Origin of the sequence: Sphingobacterium kyonggiense (genome assembly GCF_039536825.1) — a bacterium.
GTDB classification, from domain to species: Bacteria; Bacteroidota; Bacteroidia; order Sphingobacteriales; family Sphingobacteriaceae; genus Sphingobacterium; species Sphingobacterium kyonggiense.
Map to the genome: position 1 here is coordinate 1 of NZ_BAAAZI010000013.1, position 20,139 is coordinate 20,139.

Annotated in this window: 14 protein-coding genes; 8 read left to right on the forward strand and 6 right to left on the reverse strand. The window is 36.5% G+C overall.

Features of this window, described 5'->3' with window-relative positions; all coding sequences use genetic code 11:
• Positions 1 to 366 precede the first annotated feature (366 nt).
• The 6 genes from ABD676_RS16455 to ABD676_RS16480 form a co-directional block, all read right to left on the reverse strand.
• The gene (locus tag ABD676_RS16455; protein WP_344675837.1) at positions 367 to 1,764 is read right to left on the reverse strand and encodes an aldehyde dehydrogenase family protein; all 1,398 of its coding nucleotides are present in this window, start codon (positions 1,762 to 1,764) and stop codon (positions 367 to 369) included.
• 28 nt (positions 1,765 to 1,792) lie between these two features.
• Positions 1,793 to 2,848 (reverse strand): SO2930 family diheme c-type cytochrome, encoded by a 1,056-nt coding sequence (locus ABD676_RS16460; protein ID WP_344675838.1) that lies wholly within the window; start codon positions 2,846 to 2,848, stop codon positions 1,793 to 1,795.
• Positions 2,849 to 2,850: 2 nt separating this feature from the next.
• Entirely contained in the window at positions 2,851 to 4,125 is a 1,275-nt protein-coding gene (locus tag ABD676_RS16465) for a parallel beta-helix domain-containing protein (protein WP_344675839.1), read from the reverse strand.
• A gap of 23 nt (positions 4,126 to 4,148) precedes the next feature.
• Entirely contained in the window at positions 4,149 to 6,899 is a 2,751-nt protein-coding gene (locus tag ABD676_RS16470) for a TonB-dependent receptor (protein WP_344675840.1), read from the reverse strand.
• Between the two features lie 81 nt (positions 6,900 to 6,980).
• Positions 6,981 to 7,583 carry a TetR/AcrR family transcriptional regulator gene (locus tag ABD676_RS16475; RefSeq protein ID WP_344675841.1) on the reverse strand — a complete coding sequence of 201 codons (603 nt, stop codon included), beginning with the start codon at positions 7,581 to 7,583 and terminating at the stop codon, positions 6,981 to 6,983.
• A 225-nt stretch (positions 7,584 to 7,808) separates the two neighbouring features.
• Positions 7,809 to 9,461 carry an FAD-binding dehydrogenase gene (locus ABD676_RS16480; RefSeq protein ID WP_344675842.1) on the reverse strand — a complete coding sequence of 551 codons (1,653 nt, stop codon included), beginning with the start codon at positions 9,459 to 9,461 and terminating at the stop codon, positions 7,809 to 7,811.
• Positions 9,462 to 9,761: 300 nt separating this feature from the next.
• On the opposite strand from ABD676_RS16480, the gene ABD676_RS16485 reads away from it, so the two are divergent.
• From ABD676_RS16485 to fic, 8 genes are all read left to right on the forward strand, one after another.
• A complete protein-coding gene (locus tag ABD676_RS16485) occupies positions 9,762 to 11,432 on the forward strand; it encodes a tetratricopeptide repeat-containing sensor histidine kinase (protein WP_344675843.1) in 1,671 nt (556 codons plus the stop codon).
• 13 nt (positions 11,433 to 11,445) lie between these two features.
• A complete protein-coding gene (locus ABD676_RS16490; RefSeq protein ID WP_344675844.1) occupies positions 11,446 to 12,111 on the forward strand; it encodes a response regulator in 666 nt (221 codons plus the stop codon).
• A gap of 250 nt (positions 12,112 to 12,361) precedes the next feature.
• A complete protein-coding gene (locus tag ABD676_RS16495) occupies positions 12,362 to 13,693 on the forward strand; it encodes an amidohydrolase (RefSeq protein WP_344675845.1) in 1,332 nt (443 codons plus the stop codon).
• A gap of 68 nt (positions 13,694 to 13,761) precedes the next feature.
• Positions 13,762 to 14,691 carry a hypothetical protein gene (locus ABD676_RS16500; RefSeq protein WP_344675846.1) on the forward strand — a complete coding sequence of 310 codons (930 nt, stop codon included), beginning with the start codon at positions 13,762 to 13,764 and terminating at the stop codon, positions 14,689 to 14,691.
• Between the two features lie 233 nt (positions 14,692 to 14,924).
• On the forward strand, positions 14,925 to 16,304 hold the full coding sequence (gene mnmE / locus ABD676_RS16505; protein WP_344675847.1) for a tRNA uridine-5-carboxymethylaminomethyl(34) synthesis GTPase MnmE: 1,380 nt from the start codon (positions 14,925 to 14,927) through the stop codon (positions 16,302 to 16,304).
• Positions 16,305 to 16,524: 220 nt separating this feature from the next.
• Positions 16,525 to 18,090, forward strand: a complete 1,566-nt coding sequence (locus tag ABD676_RS16510; protein WP_344675848.1) for a type I restriction-modification system subunit M — start codon at positions 16,525 to 16,527, stop codon at positions 18,088 to 18,090.
• Positions 18,083 to 19,255 carry a restriction endonuclease subunit S gene (locus tag ABD676_RS16515; protein WP_344675849.1) on the forward strand — a complete coding sequence of 391 codons (1,173 nt, stop codon included), beginning with the start codon at positions 18,083 to 18,085 and terminating at the stop codon, positions 19,253 to 19,255. The genes ABD676_RS16510 and ABD676_RS16515 overlap by 8 nt, the downstream gene beginning before the upstream one ends.
• Before the next feature lie 5 nt (positions 19,256 to 19,260).
• The gene (gene fic / locus ABD676_RS16520) at positions 19,261 to 20,133 is read left to right on the forward strand and encodes a protein adenylyltransferase Fic (protein WP_344675850.1); all 873 of its coding nucleotides are present in this window, start codon (positions 19,261 to 19,263) and stop codon (positions 20,131 to 20,133) included.
• The last annotated feature ends 6 nt before the right edge of the window (positions 20,134 to 20,139 follow it).

The following is a 20,139-nucleotide window of genomic DNA, read 5'->3' on the forward strand; positions in this document are numbered from 1 at the left end:
AGAATATATTTGTAAACTTCAATCAGTAATTTCTTCGAATTCTGTAAACCTATTTCAGTATAAGACAATAACTATTTCAAGGGGTTTGCTTCGACACTTATTCGGATCTCCTTCGGAACTTGTTCGGATCTTCTTCGGATCTCGTTCGGTTCCGACCGAACGAGATCCGAAGAAGATCCCTATCAGATACAAGGAAAATCCCTTAGAGTCTCGAAGCAATATGGACGCCATATAGAGTCATTGTCGAACTTAACACGAGCTGAATCTATACTGACTTGAATGCAAAGAATAGACTGTAAATAGGTGAATTGCATTTTATACCTAAAAGTGAAAGGCTTGAACTAAGCAAGCCTTCCTATTAATTAATCACATGAACGATTTCAAAAATTTAAATATTCGATCTTTGTTTTTATAAGGAGGGTAAATGAGTTTTGTAATACTCCATTTACTTTGTTTCATCATTGCTCTTTCGTGTGAGAAAGCTTTAAATCCATAAAACCCATGACAACTCCCCATGCCAGAAGTATTTATTCCACCAAAAGGCAGGTTAGGGTTGGAGACTTGCAATAATACATCGTTGATACAAACACTTCCTGAACTACAGGTCTGAGTTATGGAGGTCACGTATTCCGTACTATTGCTAAAAATGTATAAGGCCAAGGGTTTGGGTTTATTTTGAATGATAGCCAATGCTTCATCGATCCTATCAAAGCCAACAATTGGTAATATAGGGCCAAAGATTTCTTCATCCATAATTCTACTATTGACATTCCAAATTTGAACTAATGTTGCTGGGAAAGACTCCTGATCTTTAATGTTGGATTGCCAAAGTATGGTTCCATTGCTGTCATTGAGCTCTGCGATTAATTCTTTTAAACGATTCAGATGTTTTGTATTGATGATTTTAGCATACTTATTCGTGTCCATACTTTGATCAACATTATAAAACATCTCCTGACAAGCAATAGCAAATTCCGATACGAATGCCGGAATCATTTCCTTAGGCATAAGGATATAATCGGGAGCAATACAGGTTTGTCCGGCATTGATTAATTTACCCCAAGCAATCTTTTGAGCAGCATCCTTTAATGGGTAATTTTTATCAATAAGTACCGGAGATTTACCGCCCAATTCTAAGGTTAGGCCAGAAAGATGATTACTGGCTGCCTTCATGACTATTTTTCCGATGCTAGGACTACCCGTAAAAAATATATTAGCAACAGGTAAATTCAGAAGATCGGTAGCCAACTCTTTGTCTCCTAATAGGCATGTGACTTCTTCCTCAGGAAATGTTTGAGAGATAATTTCCTTTAATATTTCAGCGGTATGTGGACTGAATTCTGAGGGTTTTAGCAATACTGCACATCCAGCAGCCACCGCAGATAGGAGTGGACTCATACTTAACTGAAATGGGTAGTTCCATGGTGAAAGGATTAAGGAGATTCCTTTGGGTTCAAATTGTGTCCAATTTTTAGCCAATAAATTAGTTATGGAGGCCGATTTATGTTGTTTTCCCATCCATCTTCGAAGATGCTTAATGGCAAAGTCGATCTCACTGTAAATAAAATATACTTCTGTTATTGCAGCCTCTTTTTCATGCTTTCGTAAATCCAATTGGAGTGCCTGAAATATATCCTTCTCCAAGTGGAGTAGTGTTTTTTTAAGTTTTTTCAATTTGGCTATTCGTTCCTCAACCGTTGTTCTGCGAAGAACATGTTGTTGAATAACTTGCTTATCAAATATTTCCTGAACGCGTATTTCCATTTTAAATGAGCAGCTGTTTTGAAAAATGTTATTTCAGTTCTTTGATCCACGATTTAATTAAATCGACTCCTTCTTGATGTATGAGCGTTCTTGCCAATTCAGGCATAGCTGTACCAGGTTCCGTGCTATTCATCCGATAATAGAGAATAGATTTGTCAGGATGTCCAGGCACCAAATCATAGTCTAGGCCACCTGCACCCGAACCGGCTGAAACTGGACCTTTATAATACCCCAAACGAACCGTGTCTGCCTCATTATAGCTTAAGAATAAGCCTGTATTAAAGGCATCACCACCAGTTCGATGACAGTGTGCACAATTGATGTCTAAATAGGCTCTTGCTCTTTGTTCTAGGCTGTAATTAGCTTTGTCTATCCAATTTGGTAGTACTTCCACAGACTGTAAATCGGGGAGATTACTTAAGTGACCATCTTCTGCTAATTTTGCCAGTTGGTTTTGTTTCTGTCCTGTTCTTGTATAATTCATGTTTCGAGCCTTGGGACCTATAGGTATAAGTTTAGAATCCCTTATATGGCATCGCTTGCAATCATTGGTATTAGGTACCATATAATTTGTTTGATGCATTTTCCCTTGGTCATCTTTTAAAGAGATAGGTAAGCTTGCCCCACGAATATGTTTTAAAGCATCTGTTTGTTGCTCATTCCAAAGGTAATTCATGACCTTCCATTGATGATCGGCTGGATCCTTAAACATTAATCGAGTTTCAATGCGAATTATTTGATCTTCTTGATTTCGATAAGAGAAATTTTTAATGATCATGGTAGAATCCGGGAAATCCAACTCCTCATTATTGATGAATTTCATCTTTTTACCAGTAGGTAAAACGATGTAACGGTCTTTTATAGCATAATCAGTGAATAGGGCAGAGCTAAGGTCATAATTTATCAAATGCTCATTCGGAATTAAATCGACGAGATTCCCCTTAAAAAAGGCATAATCTGAAAGTTTATCCTTAAACTGGTACTCAGAGCTAGTTGAAGCTTGTGGCTTCTGCTGATTCAAGCAAGCTTGAAGCAAGTAAATCAGCAGAAAGCAACATGCAAGAGCTATACTATATTTTTTCATAGTTATTTACATACAAAAGGCTGCATATTGGTTGATGGTTTCCAATTCTTAGGGTCTTTCACCATCGCGAAATCTGCATTGACAAACATGTTTTCACCAGGTTGATTAATACACAATTTATCTGGATTTGGATCAGTACCTTGGGTCAAGATATTGCTTGTTACACCATCGTATAAAATAGCGGGGATTCGTTTGTTTTTACGATCTGTTTCCACCACGTTTAATTGTTGTTCTGTTGCTATTATTAATTGGCCAACACGGTGATCATAAGCAGGTTTTGGAAATTCATTACCCATGTTAATGGTATTTCCATGAATTTTAATGTTTGAAGGGATAGGGTTGTACTTGTCGCTGATTTTTTCAGCAGCTTTATCATCTACTGAAAAACCTGAAGCAATAGTAATGGCTGAGGTATTGTTATTCTTAATGTTATTATCGAAGATTTCTACATCCGATGTTGCTAAAATGATAACACCACTTCCTGGAGAGGCATTTCCCACACCCCATGAGGTTCCAAAACTGCCTGCTTTAGCAAAGTTTTTGAAGTTATTGTCGTGAATATTGTTGTTATAGGCTTTAATTTTACCTCCACGTTGAGAGAGGTCTGGAAGATCAAAAACTAAGAATCCTGCGGTATTGTTATAAAACTCATTGTTATAAACCTCAGCATTGGTGGAATTTTCAATTTCACATCCCGCAACATTTTTTGCTGCTTTACTGTTTCGAACAATAGCACCATTGGTTTGACCAACATATATACCGGCATCCGAAGCCCCTTCAGCATAACAATTTTCAATTAATACATTGCTGCATAGTACAGGGTAAATACCATAACCACCACTGGTGGAGTCGGCGGTACTCCAAATGGCATGCAGTTCACTGATTTTAATATCCTTTCCTTTGTTGATTTTTAGGAGATCGCCTTTGGAGTCCCGAATGGCCATTCCTTGAATGCTGAAGTTGGTCACATCGGTAACCCGAATGCCTTCACCGCCTTGTTTTTGATCTTTAAAATCCAAAATAGTCTTGGTGGGACCAGCACCACGAATAATAACGTGGTTAGCTTGAGCAATGCTTAGGGTTTCGAACTTGTAGTTTCCTTCTTGAAGAACAATTTCTGTACTGTCCTTAATGGACAAGAAAGCTTCTTCAATTTTCTGTTCTTCTCCTGGGCCAAATGTTAATTGATTCCCATAATTACTGCTAGTTGTTGTCGGACCTTTACAACTAAACATGATGCTGGCGCATAATGCGGTAGCAATTGAAATTCTTTTCATATCTATGGTTTTTGTTTGTTCGTTTATAATAGATTGTAAGCATAAGTCACGTAGTACATGGCGCCAATCCTTGGATTAGCAATACCAGTTGAATAATACTTATTGGTGATATTGGTTCCTCCAATACGGATTCCAGAACGTGCTTTTAAGATTTTATAGGTTACTTGGGCATCAATAACTAAAGATGCTGGAACTGTGCCTTCCCCCAATCCACCGGCAACTGCGTAATGGTAGCCTGGTTTATGGCGTAAGGTTGTGTTAAAGGACCAAGCTTGTTTTTTGCCAAATCCAGAGTTGCCAAATTCAAAATTCACATGGTAATTTGGGGTATTAAAGTTATTGATTTGGCTATTGTTTTTGTTTTTTAGATAGTCTGAATAGTAATTTACTTTTGTCATGAAGTTCTTTCCTAAATCGACTCCAAAACTTGCTGCATAGCCATAGGTATTGACTTCTTCTCCACCATTGAAAGCGATGTTATAAGTCATGTATTTACTTTGATCTTTGAATGCATTGACATCATCAGTACCTGGGGTATTCACCACATTGGCATAACCAATGAAGTTTTTCCAAGTGGAGTAATATCCCAAAACGTCTACAAGAATGCGATTGGAAATCACTGTTGCATAGCCCAACTCAAAAGCGTTTACAGTTTGAGGTTTGATATCATCGTATTCAAAACGTTTTAATTTCGATGCATCATTCGTTTGTTGATATTCCTGTACGCTCTGTAAGGTGTATGGCGGGAACTCATTGAAATGATAGTGGTCATTCAACAATAAATTGGAACCACCTGAGGAAAAGCTGTTATAGCCATTCATGGTGTTTTGTAGAGCTTGAATATTGGATGGGAAGCTATAGGCGTTCTGATATGAGAATCTCCAATAATTTTGAGGCATCATTTGGTACACTGCGGATGCTCTAGAAGTCACCTTAGGCTTTCCAAATAAACTGTTCTTATCATAGCGGAATGATGTATTTAAAGTTAGCTTTTCTTCCAATAGGCGTTTTCCTAATTGTATATAAGCACTGTATTCATTGACTTTTATCGGTTTGTCCTTATCAGGGAATAAGGTGTTTTTGGAATTTAGGTTATATAATCGCCAATTAACACCCGCAATAACATCCATGAATGGGATTAATTTATTGAAGTTATATTGGAACTCGGTATTGTATAAGGACGACCGATCTAAGAATAAAGTTCCACCCTCTGATATTGGTGTTTGTGAGATTTTATCTTTTAGGGTATTAAAGCCTTCAGAACCTTCCAATAAACGACCTTGATCAGCAAATTGTCTCGCCGCCATATGTGCTTCCTGTTCTGAGCTTCCGGTAGCCAATGCTGTCAAGAATGCTTCAGTATATTCGGGGTACCATCCACCAGTTGCACCATCGTAACTAACCTTCCATGCTTCATTTATTAATTGAGCTGTAGGTCCAGCAATTAAGGTATTACCTGAGTTTTCTTGCGTGGTATAGGTTCTTAAAAACCAATCTTCAGATTTTAATTCTAAACGATACTGTCCGACCTTAAAATCATTGATTTGATAGCGGGTATCATTGGTGTAGACAATGTTTCCAGTACCAAAAGTACCCGATGCAATAGCCTCCAGATTGTTGTTAATCCGGTACCTTAGTTCTGCATTTACCTTGAATAGATTAGCGTTATTATCTAAGTAACCAAATTCAGGATATCCTGTTCTAGCAACGTAGGTTGGTTTAGCGAGCATAGGTTCGATCAATGGTTGTAAGGCAGGATTGCCCATCATAGCGGCATACATGAATGGGTTAATATCCGTACTAGTTGCACCGCCATACATATTGATGCCATTGTAGTTTGGGTCAGTATCTGGACCACCAGGGCCATTTTTATTTACCGTGGAATTGGCGACCCAATCGTTAGCTTTTGTGTATTGCGCATTTACCTTGTAGGCAAACTTATCATTGATGCTATTTGCATAGCGAATGACATAATCATAAACTGGAGAAGCATCTACCGGATCATTATTTTTTTTGCTGTTAATATGATTGACACCTTGAGTAACCAAGACACTTAACCCTTTGTATTTAAATGGATCCTTACTAGTCATAATCATGGTTCCATTTAATCCTCTAGAACCATATAGCGCAGAAGATGCTCCAGAAAGTAATTCGATATTATCTACATCCAATTGCGTTAGACCGATTACAGACCCTAAAGGGAAGTTTAGTCCTGGTGCTTGGTTGTCCATACCATCTACCATTTGCGTGAAATTCGTATTCCCCGAGGTGTTGAAACCGCGAGTGGTAACTGATGTAAATCCTAAACTTGATACCGTAACGTCTACCCCTCGAAGTCCCTGAATCATATCCATATAATTCAACTGTGGTGAGTTCTGTACATCTTTAGCACTTAATTGTTCGATGGTAACAGGGGAGGAGAGTTTGGTTTGTACTGATCTACTCGCCGATACCACAATTTCTTGTGCCAATGTTGTTGCCGGACTCAAAGAAATCTGTATTGGGTTGTTGTTTTCTACCTTGATTTCTTGGCTGTCATATCCAATGGCAGAAATCAACAAAGTAATTGGAAATGCTTGGGAGCTGTTTAATTGAAATTGTCCTCGGTCATTGCTGTAAGTTCCTTCACGAGAACCTTTGATTTTAATGGATATGGCCGAAGCCGGTTCCTGGGTGATCTGGTTTCGAATGACCCCTTGAATATGCTGCTGAGCATGGGACGCTCCAATAGCAAATAAAAAATAGGCCATCAGTAGATAGGTAATTTTTCTCATGGTTATTTGGTTTATAATTGTTTATTAGCAATAAACAAGCTTTCTTTTACCAGATACTCTTTACCTTGGGATTGGGCTAGGCTAATTTTTTATTCCGTCAAAAATTAAAGTTACAAGTGTCTTGATATCTTTAAGGCTCTGAGTATAATCTATATTTTGCTCTCTCTTGAGAATCGCTTGTTGTTCAACATTATGCTTTAGGGCATCTGTAAAATTGATCAGAACGGAAGCTACTTCTTGAGGGGTTTTCATGTTGATTTTCCCTGCTTTAACAGCATCACTTAATAGACCAGTAAGGAATTCCTTCTCGCGACGCATTAAGGCATCGTAGAGTTCAAAAAACCGAGGAAGTAACTTGGTTAGTGTTTCTACCGAAACGCGATTCATATTTAATATTTGCGTATAATAATTGAATCGTGATTCGAGATAAAAGCTAATACATTCCTCAATCTCATCCTTGGCTATTGTTGTTTCCTGAAGGGTAGTAATGTATTTTTCACCTTCTCGTAGGGCTACCTCAATGAAGATATCTTCTTTATTTCTGTAATAGTAATAAAGTGAAGTCTTATTTAGGCCAACTGCTTTAGCTATGTCTTCTAAGGTAGTCTTGTCCAGTCCGTAACGTTCGAAACAGTCCATCGCGGCCTGTTCAATTTTACTTTTGATTCTTTCCCGTTTATTCATTGGTTGTCTAAAGTTAAGATTAGTTATTCATTTTTCAAACAATTTGTTGAAATATTTGAAAAATAATATAAAATAAGCTGTAGCATTCTGATTGTCAAATATTATAACGAATATATACTAAAATGAAAAAAATAAAATTGATAAGCAAATGAAATTTAGTCTGTTTTTAACTCAAATTTTCAACTTTAGGTTAATTTAAGTGTAATTGTTTGCTGTTGGGTAAAATTAAGTGTTTTTACTGATAAACTGACCCGCCTGTTTTCCTGTAAAGATACATCCCCCTAAAAAGGTTCCCTCTAAGGCATTGTACCCATGCATTCCGCCACCACCAAAACCTGCAGCTTCACCTACTGCATATAGACCAGCAATGATTTTGCCATCCTGATTAAAGGCTTGACTATTTAAATTGGTCTCAATTCCACCAAGTGTTTTTCTTGTCAAGATGTTTAAACGGACAGCAATGAGCGGAAAGTGCTTTTCGTCTAGGATCTTATGAGGTTTGGCGGTCCTTGCAATTTTATCACCAAGGTATCGACGGGTATTTTGGATGTAATTTATTTGAAAATCTTTGCAGAAGGAATTATCCAATTGGGAATCGCGCTCCTCAATTATCTGCTTTATTTGATTAAAATCCAATAAATTATTACCACTTAGCTTATTCATTTTATCGACAAGTTCTACTAAAGAATTGCTTGTAATGAAATCTACACCATGTTTTTTGAAATCTTCAACAGGACCTGTTGCTTCTTTTCCAAACAAGCGTTTTATTAGTAAGCCATAATCTTTATTGGTAAGATCTGGATTTTGTTCTGATCCTGATAAGGCGAATTCTTTCTTGATAATGGATTGAGTTAAAATAAACCAAGAATAACTATGTCCAGTTTTCTGAATGTGTTTTAAAGTTGCTAAAGTGTCAAAACCTGGATAGAGTGGGGCAGGAAGTCGATTACCTAAAGCATCTAACCAAATGGAAGAAGGTCCAGGAAGAATTCGTATTCCATGATTAGGCCAAATTGGATTCCAATTGCGCAATCCTTCCGTGTAATGCCACATGCGATCTTTATTAATAATATGTACACCAGCATTTTCTGCTATTTGCATCATTTTGCCATCTACATATGCTGGAACTCCACAAACCATATTGTTTGGCGGGTTTCCCAATCGAGCAGGCCATTGATTTTTTACCATTTCCAAATTAGCTCCAATTCCACCTGTGGCTATAACAAGATGTTCAGCTTCTAATAAAAATTGATCGATTACCTCTCGGTTACTAGCCATTCCGCGCTCTTTATGATCTTCTGCTAAGATGTTTCCAGATATGGATTTTACTTGATTATTTTCAATTAGAATATTGCTAACCTGATGTCTGAATTTGAATTCCAATAGTCCTTGAATTTCCATTTCTAGGGCATGTTCTACAAGTGGTTTTATCACTCCCGGTCCTGTTCCCCAAGTGATATGGAATCTTGGAACTGAATTTCCATGTCCGAAAGCATTACCAGCACCTCTTTCTGCCCAACCTACAATTGGGAAGAACTTTAATCCTAATTTTCGCACATAGTCGTATTTATCTTGATAGGCAAAATTTACATAAGCATCGGCCCATTGTTTCGGCCAATGATCCTCAGAACGGTCGAAATTAGCAGAACCTGCCCAATCTTTTTTTGCTAAGGCCAATGAATCTTTTACACGCAATCGCCTTTGATGAACAGAATCCACGAAAAACAACCCTCCAAATGACCAATATGCTTGACCACCTAAATTCTGTCGACCTTCTTGGTCCACAATAATCACTTTCTTGCCAGCTTTGGTGATTTCATAAGCAGTTACTAGACCTGATAGTCCACTTCCAATAATGATGGTGCTTGCGGCTTTCATGCAGTTTAAGATTTATATTTGGTTGAATGCTTAAGCTTTTTCTCGATCAATGATCTTGGATAAAGGCTGTTGATCTAAACAATTCGGTTTCTCTATTTCAATATGAAATTATAAATCTTATTTGAATTACTCGTTATTACTGTTTGAATTTATCGCATTACCTTATTTCAATTTTCTATTTAGGCTAAGGAGGATGGTTGGATTTCTTTCAAAGAAAAACATCAGTTTCACTAAGAATATTAGGGAATTGGATTGACCTGAATGGGTATTTTGCTTATTTTCGATGTAAATTCCAGACCTGTGAAGCCATTATTATTAACTATTATTACCCTTTTCTTATTTGCCTGTACTAAGCATGAAAGAAACAAAGAAGAAGACCCAGAAAATGTCTTTGATGAAAAGGCCTATGAGTTTTTAGATAAGGGTCAAAAAGATAGTGCTTTTTACTATTTTGATAAAGCAAGGCAGGAGTATTTAAGTCAGGGAGATAGCACTTATGCAGTTTATGCATTAATTAATATGGCAATCACTCAACAAGAATCTGGTGATTATTTTGGTTCACAAGAAACATCCATTCAAGCATTAGCATTTTTAAATGAAAATAAAAAAAAGGATCATCCAAGTCTTGCGATCATCTACAATAATTTAGGAAATGTAAGTGACCGATTGGAGGATGATGTTAAAGCCATAGGTTTTTTTGAAAAAGCTTTATTTTTTGAACGTGATTCTGTTAATGCTGCTGTCTATCAAAACAACTTAGCACTCTGCTATAGAGGGGCTGGTAAATACTCGGAAGCTATACAGCTCTTTGAAGAAAGTTTGAAAAAATCGATTAAGGGAGGTAAGGAATATGCAAGGACGCTTAACAATATTGCTCGAACCCGTGAACTACAGAATCCTGATCTAGATTTAAAAGATGATTATTATGAGGCTATGGCTATTCGTAAATCGCTGAATGATAGTGCCGGTCTAAATTCCAGCTATTATTATTTGACCAAATATTACGAAAAGCGCAATGTGGATTCTGCATTATCGTATGCAAATAAACGGTATAAGATTGCCGTACAGCTCAAAATGGCAGGGGATAAAATTGACGGACTAAAGCAGTTGATAAATCTGACCACTTCTGATCAATGCAAACATTATTTTAAAGATTTGAATTATCTGCAAGATTCAGTAGATAATGCGCGCCTAGCTGCTCGTAATCAGTTTGCTTTAATTCGTTATGAGGTGGAGAAGTCGAAATCCGAGAACCTTCAATTGCAAAAAGATAAAGCAGAAGTATCTTATAAGCTTACCTGGTTCCGATTAGGATTCATATTGGTCTTGATTTCTCTGCTGTTGGGCTATTTGGCGCATAGAAAACATCGCAAGCGTATGGCCTTGGAGGCTGAAAATCAAATTAAAGCCAATAAACTTAAAACCTCTAAAAAAGTACATGATGTTGTTGCGAATGGAATCTATCGTGTTATGATGGATATTGAGCATAAGGAAGATTTAGATCGTGATGGTATTTTGGATCGCTTGGAATTGATGTATAATCAGTCTAGGGATATTTCACATGACAAAGATGTGGAATCGCAAGATCTGAAATACAATGTTGGTTTGGCTGCCTTATTAACATCTTTTTCAAGTTCATCTTGTCGGGTATTGTTGGTGGGTAATGATGAAGAAACCTGGAATGGATTGAATAGAGTGATTTTAGATGAACTGAAAACCTCGCTGCAAGAATTGATGGTGAATATGTGTAAACATAGTTTGGCAGATACGGTAATTGTCAAGTTTTCTCGAGTGGATAATCTTCTATTGATCTATTATAAAGATAATGGGCAAGGAATGCGAGATGAATCGATTTTAGGAAAGGGACTGGAGAATACGGTTTCCCGTATAGAAAGCTTAAATGGTGATATTACATTTGAATCTGAAAAAGGGAATGGCTTAGCAATAAGCATAAAAATTCCTGTTTGTTAAAGGACAGACCTATATGATAAAAAAAGTACTTATTGCCGAGGATCACGAGATTGCAAATATTTCAGTTCAGAAAACCCTACATGATTTAGGGATCCCAGATGCGAAATATGTATTCTACTGTGATCATGCGCTCACCTGGATAAAAAAGGCTCTTCAAGATGCTGAGCCTTATGATTTGCTTTTGACAGATATCGAATTTGATGATGATGCAAATCCACAAACTTTGAAAAATGGTATTGAGCTTATTCGTGCAGTTAAAGCTATACAACCCGATATCAAGATTATTATTTTGTCTGCATTGGACCGTAGTTTAGAGATTGATCAGTTATTTGACATTGGCTATGTTGATGCCTACGTCCGTAAGGCTCGTAGGGATGCACAACATCTACGTGAAGCATTACATGCCATTTCGCTTAATAAAACTTATAAATCTCCAGAGACAAGGAAAATAATTCAAGATCGAAATGCGCATGACTTCAGTAATCTTGATATGCATATTGTAAAGTTGTTATATGAAGGAATTCCTCAGAAGGAAATGCCACATTATTTGCAACAACGCAATATTAGACCTTCCAGCTTAAGTAGCATTGAGAAGAGATTAAACCTAATGAAGGAAGTGCTAAGCTTTAGTAAAAATGAGCAATTGGTGGCTTATTGTAAGGAGATAGGTCTGGTTTAAGAGAATTTTTTTTATGTTTTTATTTTAAATTTTAATACCTCTAGTAAAGGGTCGGTGCATGCATCGACCTTTTTTTATGCTGGATGGAGTTGAATGTTCAAATTATTCAACTGTGTAAATGTAAAGGAGATTTGCAATGAGTTGGAAACCAAAGTCTGTTATTTGTAGTCTTATATCTAATAGCGCAGCGGTCTCCTATCTCACATCTAACGGCACAGCGGTTTCAAATCTAATCACTATCTTACCCTATATGAATGAGCTAACTAGAAAGAATTTCATTAAAAAGTCTGTTTTGGGTATATGTGGGTTAGGGATCACCGGATCTTTAAAAGGAGAAAATTTTGTTGAGCAGCAGACGGATGATACAGAAGGAGGAAAAATGGAAAAAAGAATTTATAATAATGTTCGATTAGAAACTGGGTTTGAATATGATGGAGATGAGGTTGTCTCTACAAAAGCTGGACTATTTCAAATTGAAGTTACGGATGGGAAGATTACTAAAATCATGGAAAACAATTCTGTTCCCGGTGGTTTTGAAGCGAACGGATATCTGATGTTGCCTGCTTTTAAGGATATGCATATACATTTGGATAAGACTTTTTATGGGGATCATTGGCAGGCTAGGAGGGCTCGGGCTGGTGGGGTTAAGGCAATGATAGCATTGGAACAAGAGATTCTTCCAGGGTTATTATCATCTTCTATTGAAAAGGCTGGTTTTTTAATCGAGTTACTACAATCGAAAGGTTCTTCTTTTGCACGAAGTCATGTCAATATCGAACCGACATCAAAATTAGAGTCATTAGATCATTTAAAACAAGCATTGAATTTAAAGAAGGATAGTTTTTCTGCTGAACTGGTCGCTTTTCCCCAGCATGGACTCTATTATACGGATTCTGTGCCTTATATGAAGGATGCTGCACAAGCTGGAATAGATTTTATTGGCGGACTAGATCCAATGAGTATTGATGGAGGAATAGAGAAACCCATTGATTTTACGGTGCAATTAGCATTGGATAATCAAAAAGGAATTGATATTCATTTGCATGAAACAGGTGCATCAGGTGTTCAAACCATTAAATATTTGATTAAAAAAGTGCTAGAGAATCCTGCTTTAAGAGGTAAAACATTTTTAAGTCATTGTTTTGCTTTGGGGAGAATGACTCAAGCAGAACAGGAAGCTATTGCCGAGAAATTAGCGGAAGCACAGATAGGTATTGTTTCAACAGTTCCTTTTGCAGGATTAATTATGCCAATTCCTACTTTATTAAATAAGGGTGTCACAGTTATGACTGGAAATGACAGCATAGTCGATCATTGGGATGTTTTTGGAACTGGAAGTGTACTGCATAAAGCGAATTTAGCTGCTCAATTGTATAATTGGAGTACGGAATTTAAATTATCGAGAGCACTAAAGTTGGCAAATGTAGATAAACTGCCACTAGATGATAAAGGTGTTCAACAATGGCCTAAAGCAGGGGATAAGGCTGATTTTGTTCTCATGGATGTGTCCTGTTCGGCAGAAGCGGTAGCACGACTTCCAGAGGTCAAGCATTTGATTACAAAAGGTCATTTAGTTTATTAATATTTTTCACATACCTGTAGCGTTAATTGTTTAAAATCCGTTCATAACATATCAACTAATTATTTGTTATGAAACGTATTTTTCAATTACTACCCTTTAGTATGCTTGTCACAGCTTTCTTGCTGTTGACTTTTAGTTCTTGTCAAAAAGAAGATACTGAGTATTATGAAGACCTTTCTTTTAATAAAGAAACTTATTTTGTTCCTTTGGGGCATGAATTACATGTCAATATACAGCGGGGTAATGGCGATTATGAAGTAGTAGCTGCGGATGAAGCTCTGTTTGAATGGGATTTTTCTAATGAGAATTATTATCCTGGTTATTTTAAGTTTAAAGGAAAAAAGATAGGTACTACCACCTTAACTGTTGCCGATAAAAAAAATGCTGCTAAAGTAAATCTGACCATTCATGTGGTTGATCCATTTCAGTTCTTTCATGTGTTGGAAATTATGCCACAAGTAAAGATAAAAGCCAATGCCTCCTCTAGTAAATTGGAAGAAATTCGTCAAGAAATCTTAAAATATAGAAATTTTGAGAAACAGCAGGTAATTTTATTAAAAGCCAATGCCAAGAGGGATTATTATATCTTTAAAGATGATAAATCTATTTCCGTAGATCAAATACTGGAAAATGGTGAATTCCAAATTAATATATTCACAAATTATGGTCCTTCTGGTCTTACCTTGATAAAGCAAGGATCTAGCAATTCCCAACATTTTAAATTTTATTTCCCTGGTAATGAAGTTTCAGATTATTTAAAGATTATTATTCCAAAGTCTGCACAAAATCAAGAACTGAAAGCTTCCAATAGAAATTATTTAGCAGAATCTCCACTTCCACCAAATGATTATTTTCACATTTATAATGATGTGACCTCTGAAATTGCGAAGAAATACCCAGAAGTGGAGTCTGCCAGTGTATTTCATTATTTACATATACTTTTTAGGATTCAAGAATCAGAGACTGCTATTGACCAGAACCTCTTGATCAAACAATAAGAATTTTTCCTATTCATTTTTAATTAATAGAAGCCTTAGATTCCTTTCTCATTAGAAAAGAATCAAAAGGCTTTTTTTATTTAGCCCTTTTACGGTTAACCATAAAATTTAAAATAAATTGATTTTAGATTTGTTCATCTTATTTATGAATAAGGTTTAGGTTGATTGTATACCCGGTGCATTGCATCGGGTATTTTTTATTTAGCTAAGGACATATTTATTACCTTTGCGCTATGTCTACATCGTCATTAATTTCTCAAGATACCATTATCGCATTGGCTACTTCACCTGGTGCTAATGGTGCTATAGCGGTTATTCGTTTATCCGGTTCTCAAGCCATACAATTGGTCAATGAGGTCTTCAAAGGAAAGGATTTGAATAAGCAGGAATCTCATACCATACACTTTGGGACTATTCGTGATGGTGATCAGATTATCGATGAGGTATTGGTGAGCTTATTTAAAGGTCCAAACTCTTACACCAAGGAAAATGTAGTAGAGATTTCCACGCATAATTCTAAATACATTATCGAGCGTGTCATAGGACTTTTGATTAAAAAGGGAGCAAGAGCAGCCAAGGCGGGAGAATTTACCTTACGTGCCTTCTTAAATGGTGGTATGGACTTGTCTCAGGCGGAAGCAGTAGCAGATTTGATTGCCTCGAATTCTGCAGCTTCTCATCAGATAGCCATGCAACAAATGCGTGGTGGCTTCTCCAACCAATTACAGAAACTTCGTGAGGATCTTGTTCACTTTGCTTCACTTATTGAGTTGGAGTTGGATTTTGCAGAAGAGGATGTAGAATTTGCTAATCGTGGACAATTGAGATCATTGATTCAGCAGATACATTCAGTCATCGCGAAGTTGATTCGTTCTTTTGAACAAGGTAATGTACTTAAAAACGGTGTTCCGGTGGTTATTGCTGGTAAACCTAATGTCGGTAAATCCACTTTATTGAACGCTTTGCTGAATGAAGAGCGTGCTATTGTTTCAGATATTGCCGGTACAACCCGAGATACCATTGAGGATGAAATCAATATTCACGGGGTTACTTTTCGATTTATCGATACAGCCGGAATTCGTGATACGGAGGATGTCATCGAAGCAAAAGGGGTGGAGCGAACCAGAGAAAAGATGAAGCAAGCGCGATTGATTATTTACCTATTTGACCCTACGCAGGATCAAATTAGTGATATTCAACAACAGATTGCGGATGTACAAGGATTAAATATTCCATTTGTGACGATTATTAATAAGTCGGATTTATTGACAGAGTTACAGAAAGTAGAATTTGAGATATTGAATCCGATTTATATTTCTGCAAAGCAGGGTTTAGGGATTGAAGAGCTTAAAGATGAATTGTTGAATCAGGTGAATCTTTCCAATATCAATACAGAAGATGTGATGATTACGAATATTCGTCATGTGGAAGCTTTGCAGCATACGCAAGAGGCTTTAGAGAAGGTGTTGTTCGGGATAGATAATCCGATTACTTCGGATTTTTTAGCAATGGACATCAGACAGGCTTTGCAGTATCTCGGTGAGATCACTGGCACAGTGACAACAGATGATTTGTTAGAGAATATTTTTAGTAAGTTTTGTATCGGGAAGTAAGTGATAATTATCTTATTTTAACTATTAAACATAGTAAGTCGAAGCGAAAACACTTTTTTATTCGATATTATATTCAAAATTGATGCATATTTAATTTTTTAAAGGTCATACTGAATTATAAGCTTTTTAGAAAAGGTTTCCCGTAATATTATTTACTTTTTTTGAGTATGTTTAAAATACTTAATACCAGTTATAAATCAATAAATCATTAATTTATCAAATGACAAAAGAGCAAGAAAGAGACGAATTGCATAGAACCATCTGGCAGATAGCAAATGATTTACGTGGTAGTGTAGATGGTTGGGATTTCAAATCCTATGTATTAGGGATTTTATTTTATCGTTTTATTTCTGAGAATCTACGATCACATATAAACAAAGCCGAATGGGAAACAGGCAATACAGACTTTGATTTTGCTAGAATTTCGGACGAAGATGCTGAATATGGTCGTAAAGATACGGTAGCTGAAAAAGGTTTCTATATATTACCATCTGAGCTATTCGAAAATGTACAAAAGAATGCAGAAAATAATCCAAATTTAAACACGGATTTGCATAGAATTTTTAAGGATATCGAATCTTCTGCCAATGGTACAGATAGTGAAGATGACTTGAAGGGATTGTTTGATGATGTGGATGTAAATAGCAATAAACTAGGTGGTACAGTAGAACAGCGTAATAAGCTTTTGGCTAAAATTCTAAAAGCCATAGCTGGTCTTAAATTAGGCGATTACCAAGACAATAATATAGATGCTTTCGGGGATGCTTACGAGTATCTGATGACAATGTATGCAAGTAATGCAGGTAAATCTGGAGGGGAATTCTTTACACCTCAAGAGGTATCAGAACTATTGGCAGAAATTACTGTTGTAGGCAAAACAGAAGTAAATAAAGTGTATGACCCTGCCTGTGGTTCGGGATCATTATTATTGAAGTTTGCCAAAGTATTGGGTAAGGAGAATGTTCGTCAAGGATTCTATGGGCAAGAGGTAAATATTACAACGTACAACTTGTGTCGTATCAATATGTTTTTGCACGATATTAACTTTGAGAAGTTTAATATCGGACATGGTGATACTTTGATGGATCCGATGCATTGGGATGATGAGCCATTTGATGCCATCGTATCTAATCCGCCGTATTCGATCAAATGGGAAGGCGATGCCAATCCATTATTAATTAATGATCCACGCTTTGCACCAGCAGGTGTATTAGCCCCGAAGTCAAGATCCGATTTAGCTTTTACAATGCATATGCTTTCATGGTTGGCTACTTCGGGTACAGCAGCGATTGTAGAGTTTCCAGGGGTATTGTATAGAACAGGTGCAGAACAGAAAATACGCAAATACTTAATTGATAATAATTATGTAGATACTGTTATACAATTGCCTTCTGATTTATTTTTTGGAACTACAATCGCAACATGTATTCTTGTCTTGAAGAAAAGTAAAAAGGATAATGCGACATTGTTCATTGATGCATCAGCCGAATTTGTACGTGGTGGTAACAAGAATAAATTATCGGACGATAACCGTAAGAAAATATTAGAGGCTTTCATTACTCGTGAATCAGTAGATCATTTTGCTCGATTAGTACCGAATGCGGAGATTGCGGAGAATGATTACAATATTGCCGTTAGTTCCTATGTAGAGCAAGAAAATACGCAAGAAGCTACAGATATTAAAGCGTTAAATCTACGTATAAAAGAAATTGTAGCTCGTCAACAAGAGTTGCGCATTTCGATTGATGCTATTGTGAATGACTTGGAAGGAGTAGGAAATGAGTAAGATAGATGAATTAATTGCGCAATATTGTCCTGAAGGAGTGGAATGGAAGAAATTAGGTGATATTGCAAGTATTATAACTGGTCAAAAACCAGATTCTATATTAGAAATTAATAGTTATAAGTTTCCTTATATTAATGCTGGACTAGAGGCATCTGGAAGCGTTTCTCTATCAAATACAAAAGGTGGAACTATAACAATTCCCTCAAGAGGTCAAGGAGGTGCTGGACATGTTGGATATCAATTAAATGAATTTTGGTGTGGACCTCTGTGCTATAGAATTAATAGTATTGTTTCATATGTTAAAACTAAATTTATCTATTATTTCTTAAAAGAAAATCAACAGGACTTGATAGATTTAAGAAAAATTGGCAGTATACCTGCTGTGAATAAAGTAGATCTAACATTAGTTAAAATCTCCATCCCTCCACTGCCTGTACAAGAAGCAATAGTTGAGATTTTAGATAAGTTTACTGCGCTGGAGGCGGAGCTGGAGGCGGAGCTGGAGGAGCGTACGCGCCAATACGAATATTATCGCAATGAGCTACTTTCTTTTGAAGGCAAAGATGTAGAGTGGAAGACGTTAGGGGATATCGGAGAGTTTATTCGAGGAAGTGGTCTACAAAAAACAGATTTTAGAGAGTCAGGCGTTGGATGTATCCATTATGGTCAAGTTTATACCTACTATGGAACTTCAGCTACTGAAACTAAATCGTTTGTATCGGAAGAATTAGCGAAAAAATTAAAGAAAGTTAATAAGGGAGATATTATAATAACAAATACAAGTGAGAATATTGAAGATGTATGTAAAGCTGTGGCGTGGTTGGGAGAGGATGAAATTGTAACTGGAGGGCATGCATGTATTTTCAAGCATAATGAAAACCCATTGTATATTGTTTATTGTACTCAAGTAAGTAGTTTTTTTAGGCAAAAAAAGAAATTAGCTAAAGGAACAAAAGTAACTGATGTATCAGCTAAAGATTTAGCCAAAATAAAAATTCCACTGCCATCAATAGAAGAGCAAAATCGTATAGTTGCTATTTTAGATAAATTTGATGCTTTGGTCAATGATATTTCTACAGGTTTACCAGCGGAAATAAAAGCTCGTAGAGAGCAGTATGAATACTATCGTGGTAAGTTGTTGAGTTTTGAACCAAAAAGTGCTTAGTCATTATGGATAAAGTCTCGATTCGTTTTTTTGATGACCGTGAGGTTCGAGCCATTTGGGACGATACACATAACAAGTGGTGGTTTTCGGTATTAGACATTGTCGCTGTATTGACTGATCAAGATGATTATACCAAAACCCGTAACTACTGGAAGTACCTTAAAGCGAAGTTAAAGAAGGAAAATAGTGAAGTGGTTAGTGCTACTACCCAGTTGAAATTTATCGCTCCAGATGGAAAAAGAAGGTTGGCTGATGTTCTAGATTACGAAGGTATCATAAGATTAGGCAAAACTTTTCCTGGTACCAAAGCGAATCGCTTTATAGAATGGTTTACCTACAGCGATGAAACCATTGATGGTAAAAGTAAGAACAAAGCTTATGCTTTGTTCGAAAGCTCATTTATAGATAATATTGAAGTGGGGACAGTAAAAGGTTTGTTGCAAATTCATGCTTATTTATTTGGTGGTTTATATGATTTTGCTGGACAAATACGAATTAAGAATATTGCAAAGGGTGGATTTCAATTCGCTATGGCGCATTATCTTCCCAATACGTTGAAAGATATTGAAGCTATGCCTGATGCGACTTTTGATCAAATTGTAGACAAATATGTAGAAATGAATATTGCCCACCCATTTATGGAAGGTAATGGCAGAAGTACACGTATTTGGTTGGATTTGATGCTTAAGCGTGCATTGAAAAAATGCGTGGATTGGAGTAAGATCGCAAAGAACGACTATCACCAAGCTATGATAAAAAGTGTCTTAAATAGCGACATTCTAAAGTCAGCACTGAATGGTGCATTGACTGAAGATATCAATAGTCGAGAGATGTTTATGAAAGGAATTGATTATTCCTACTATTACGAAGAAAATTAAAGAATA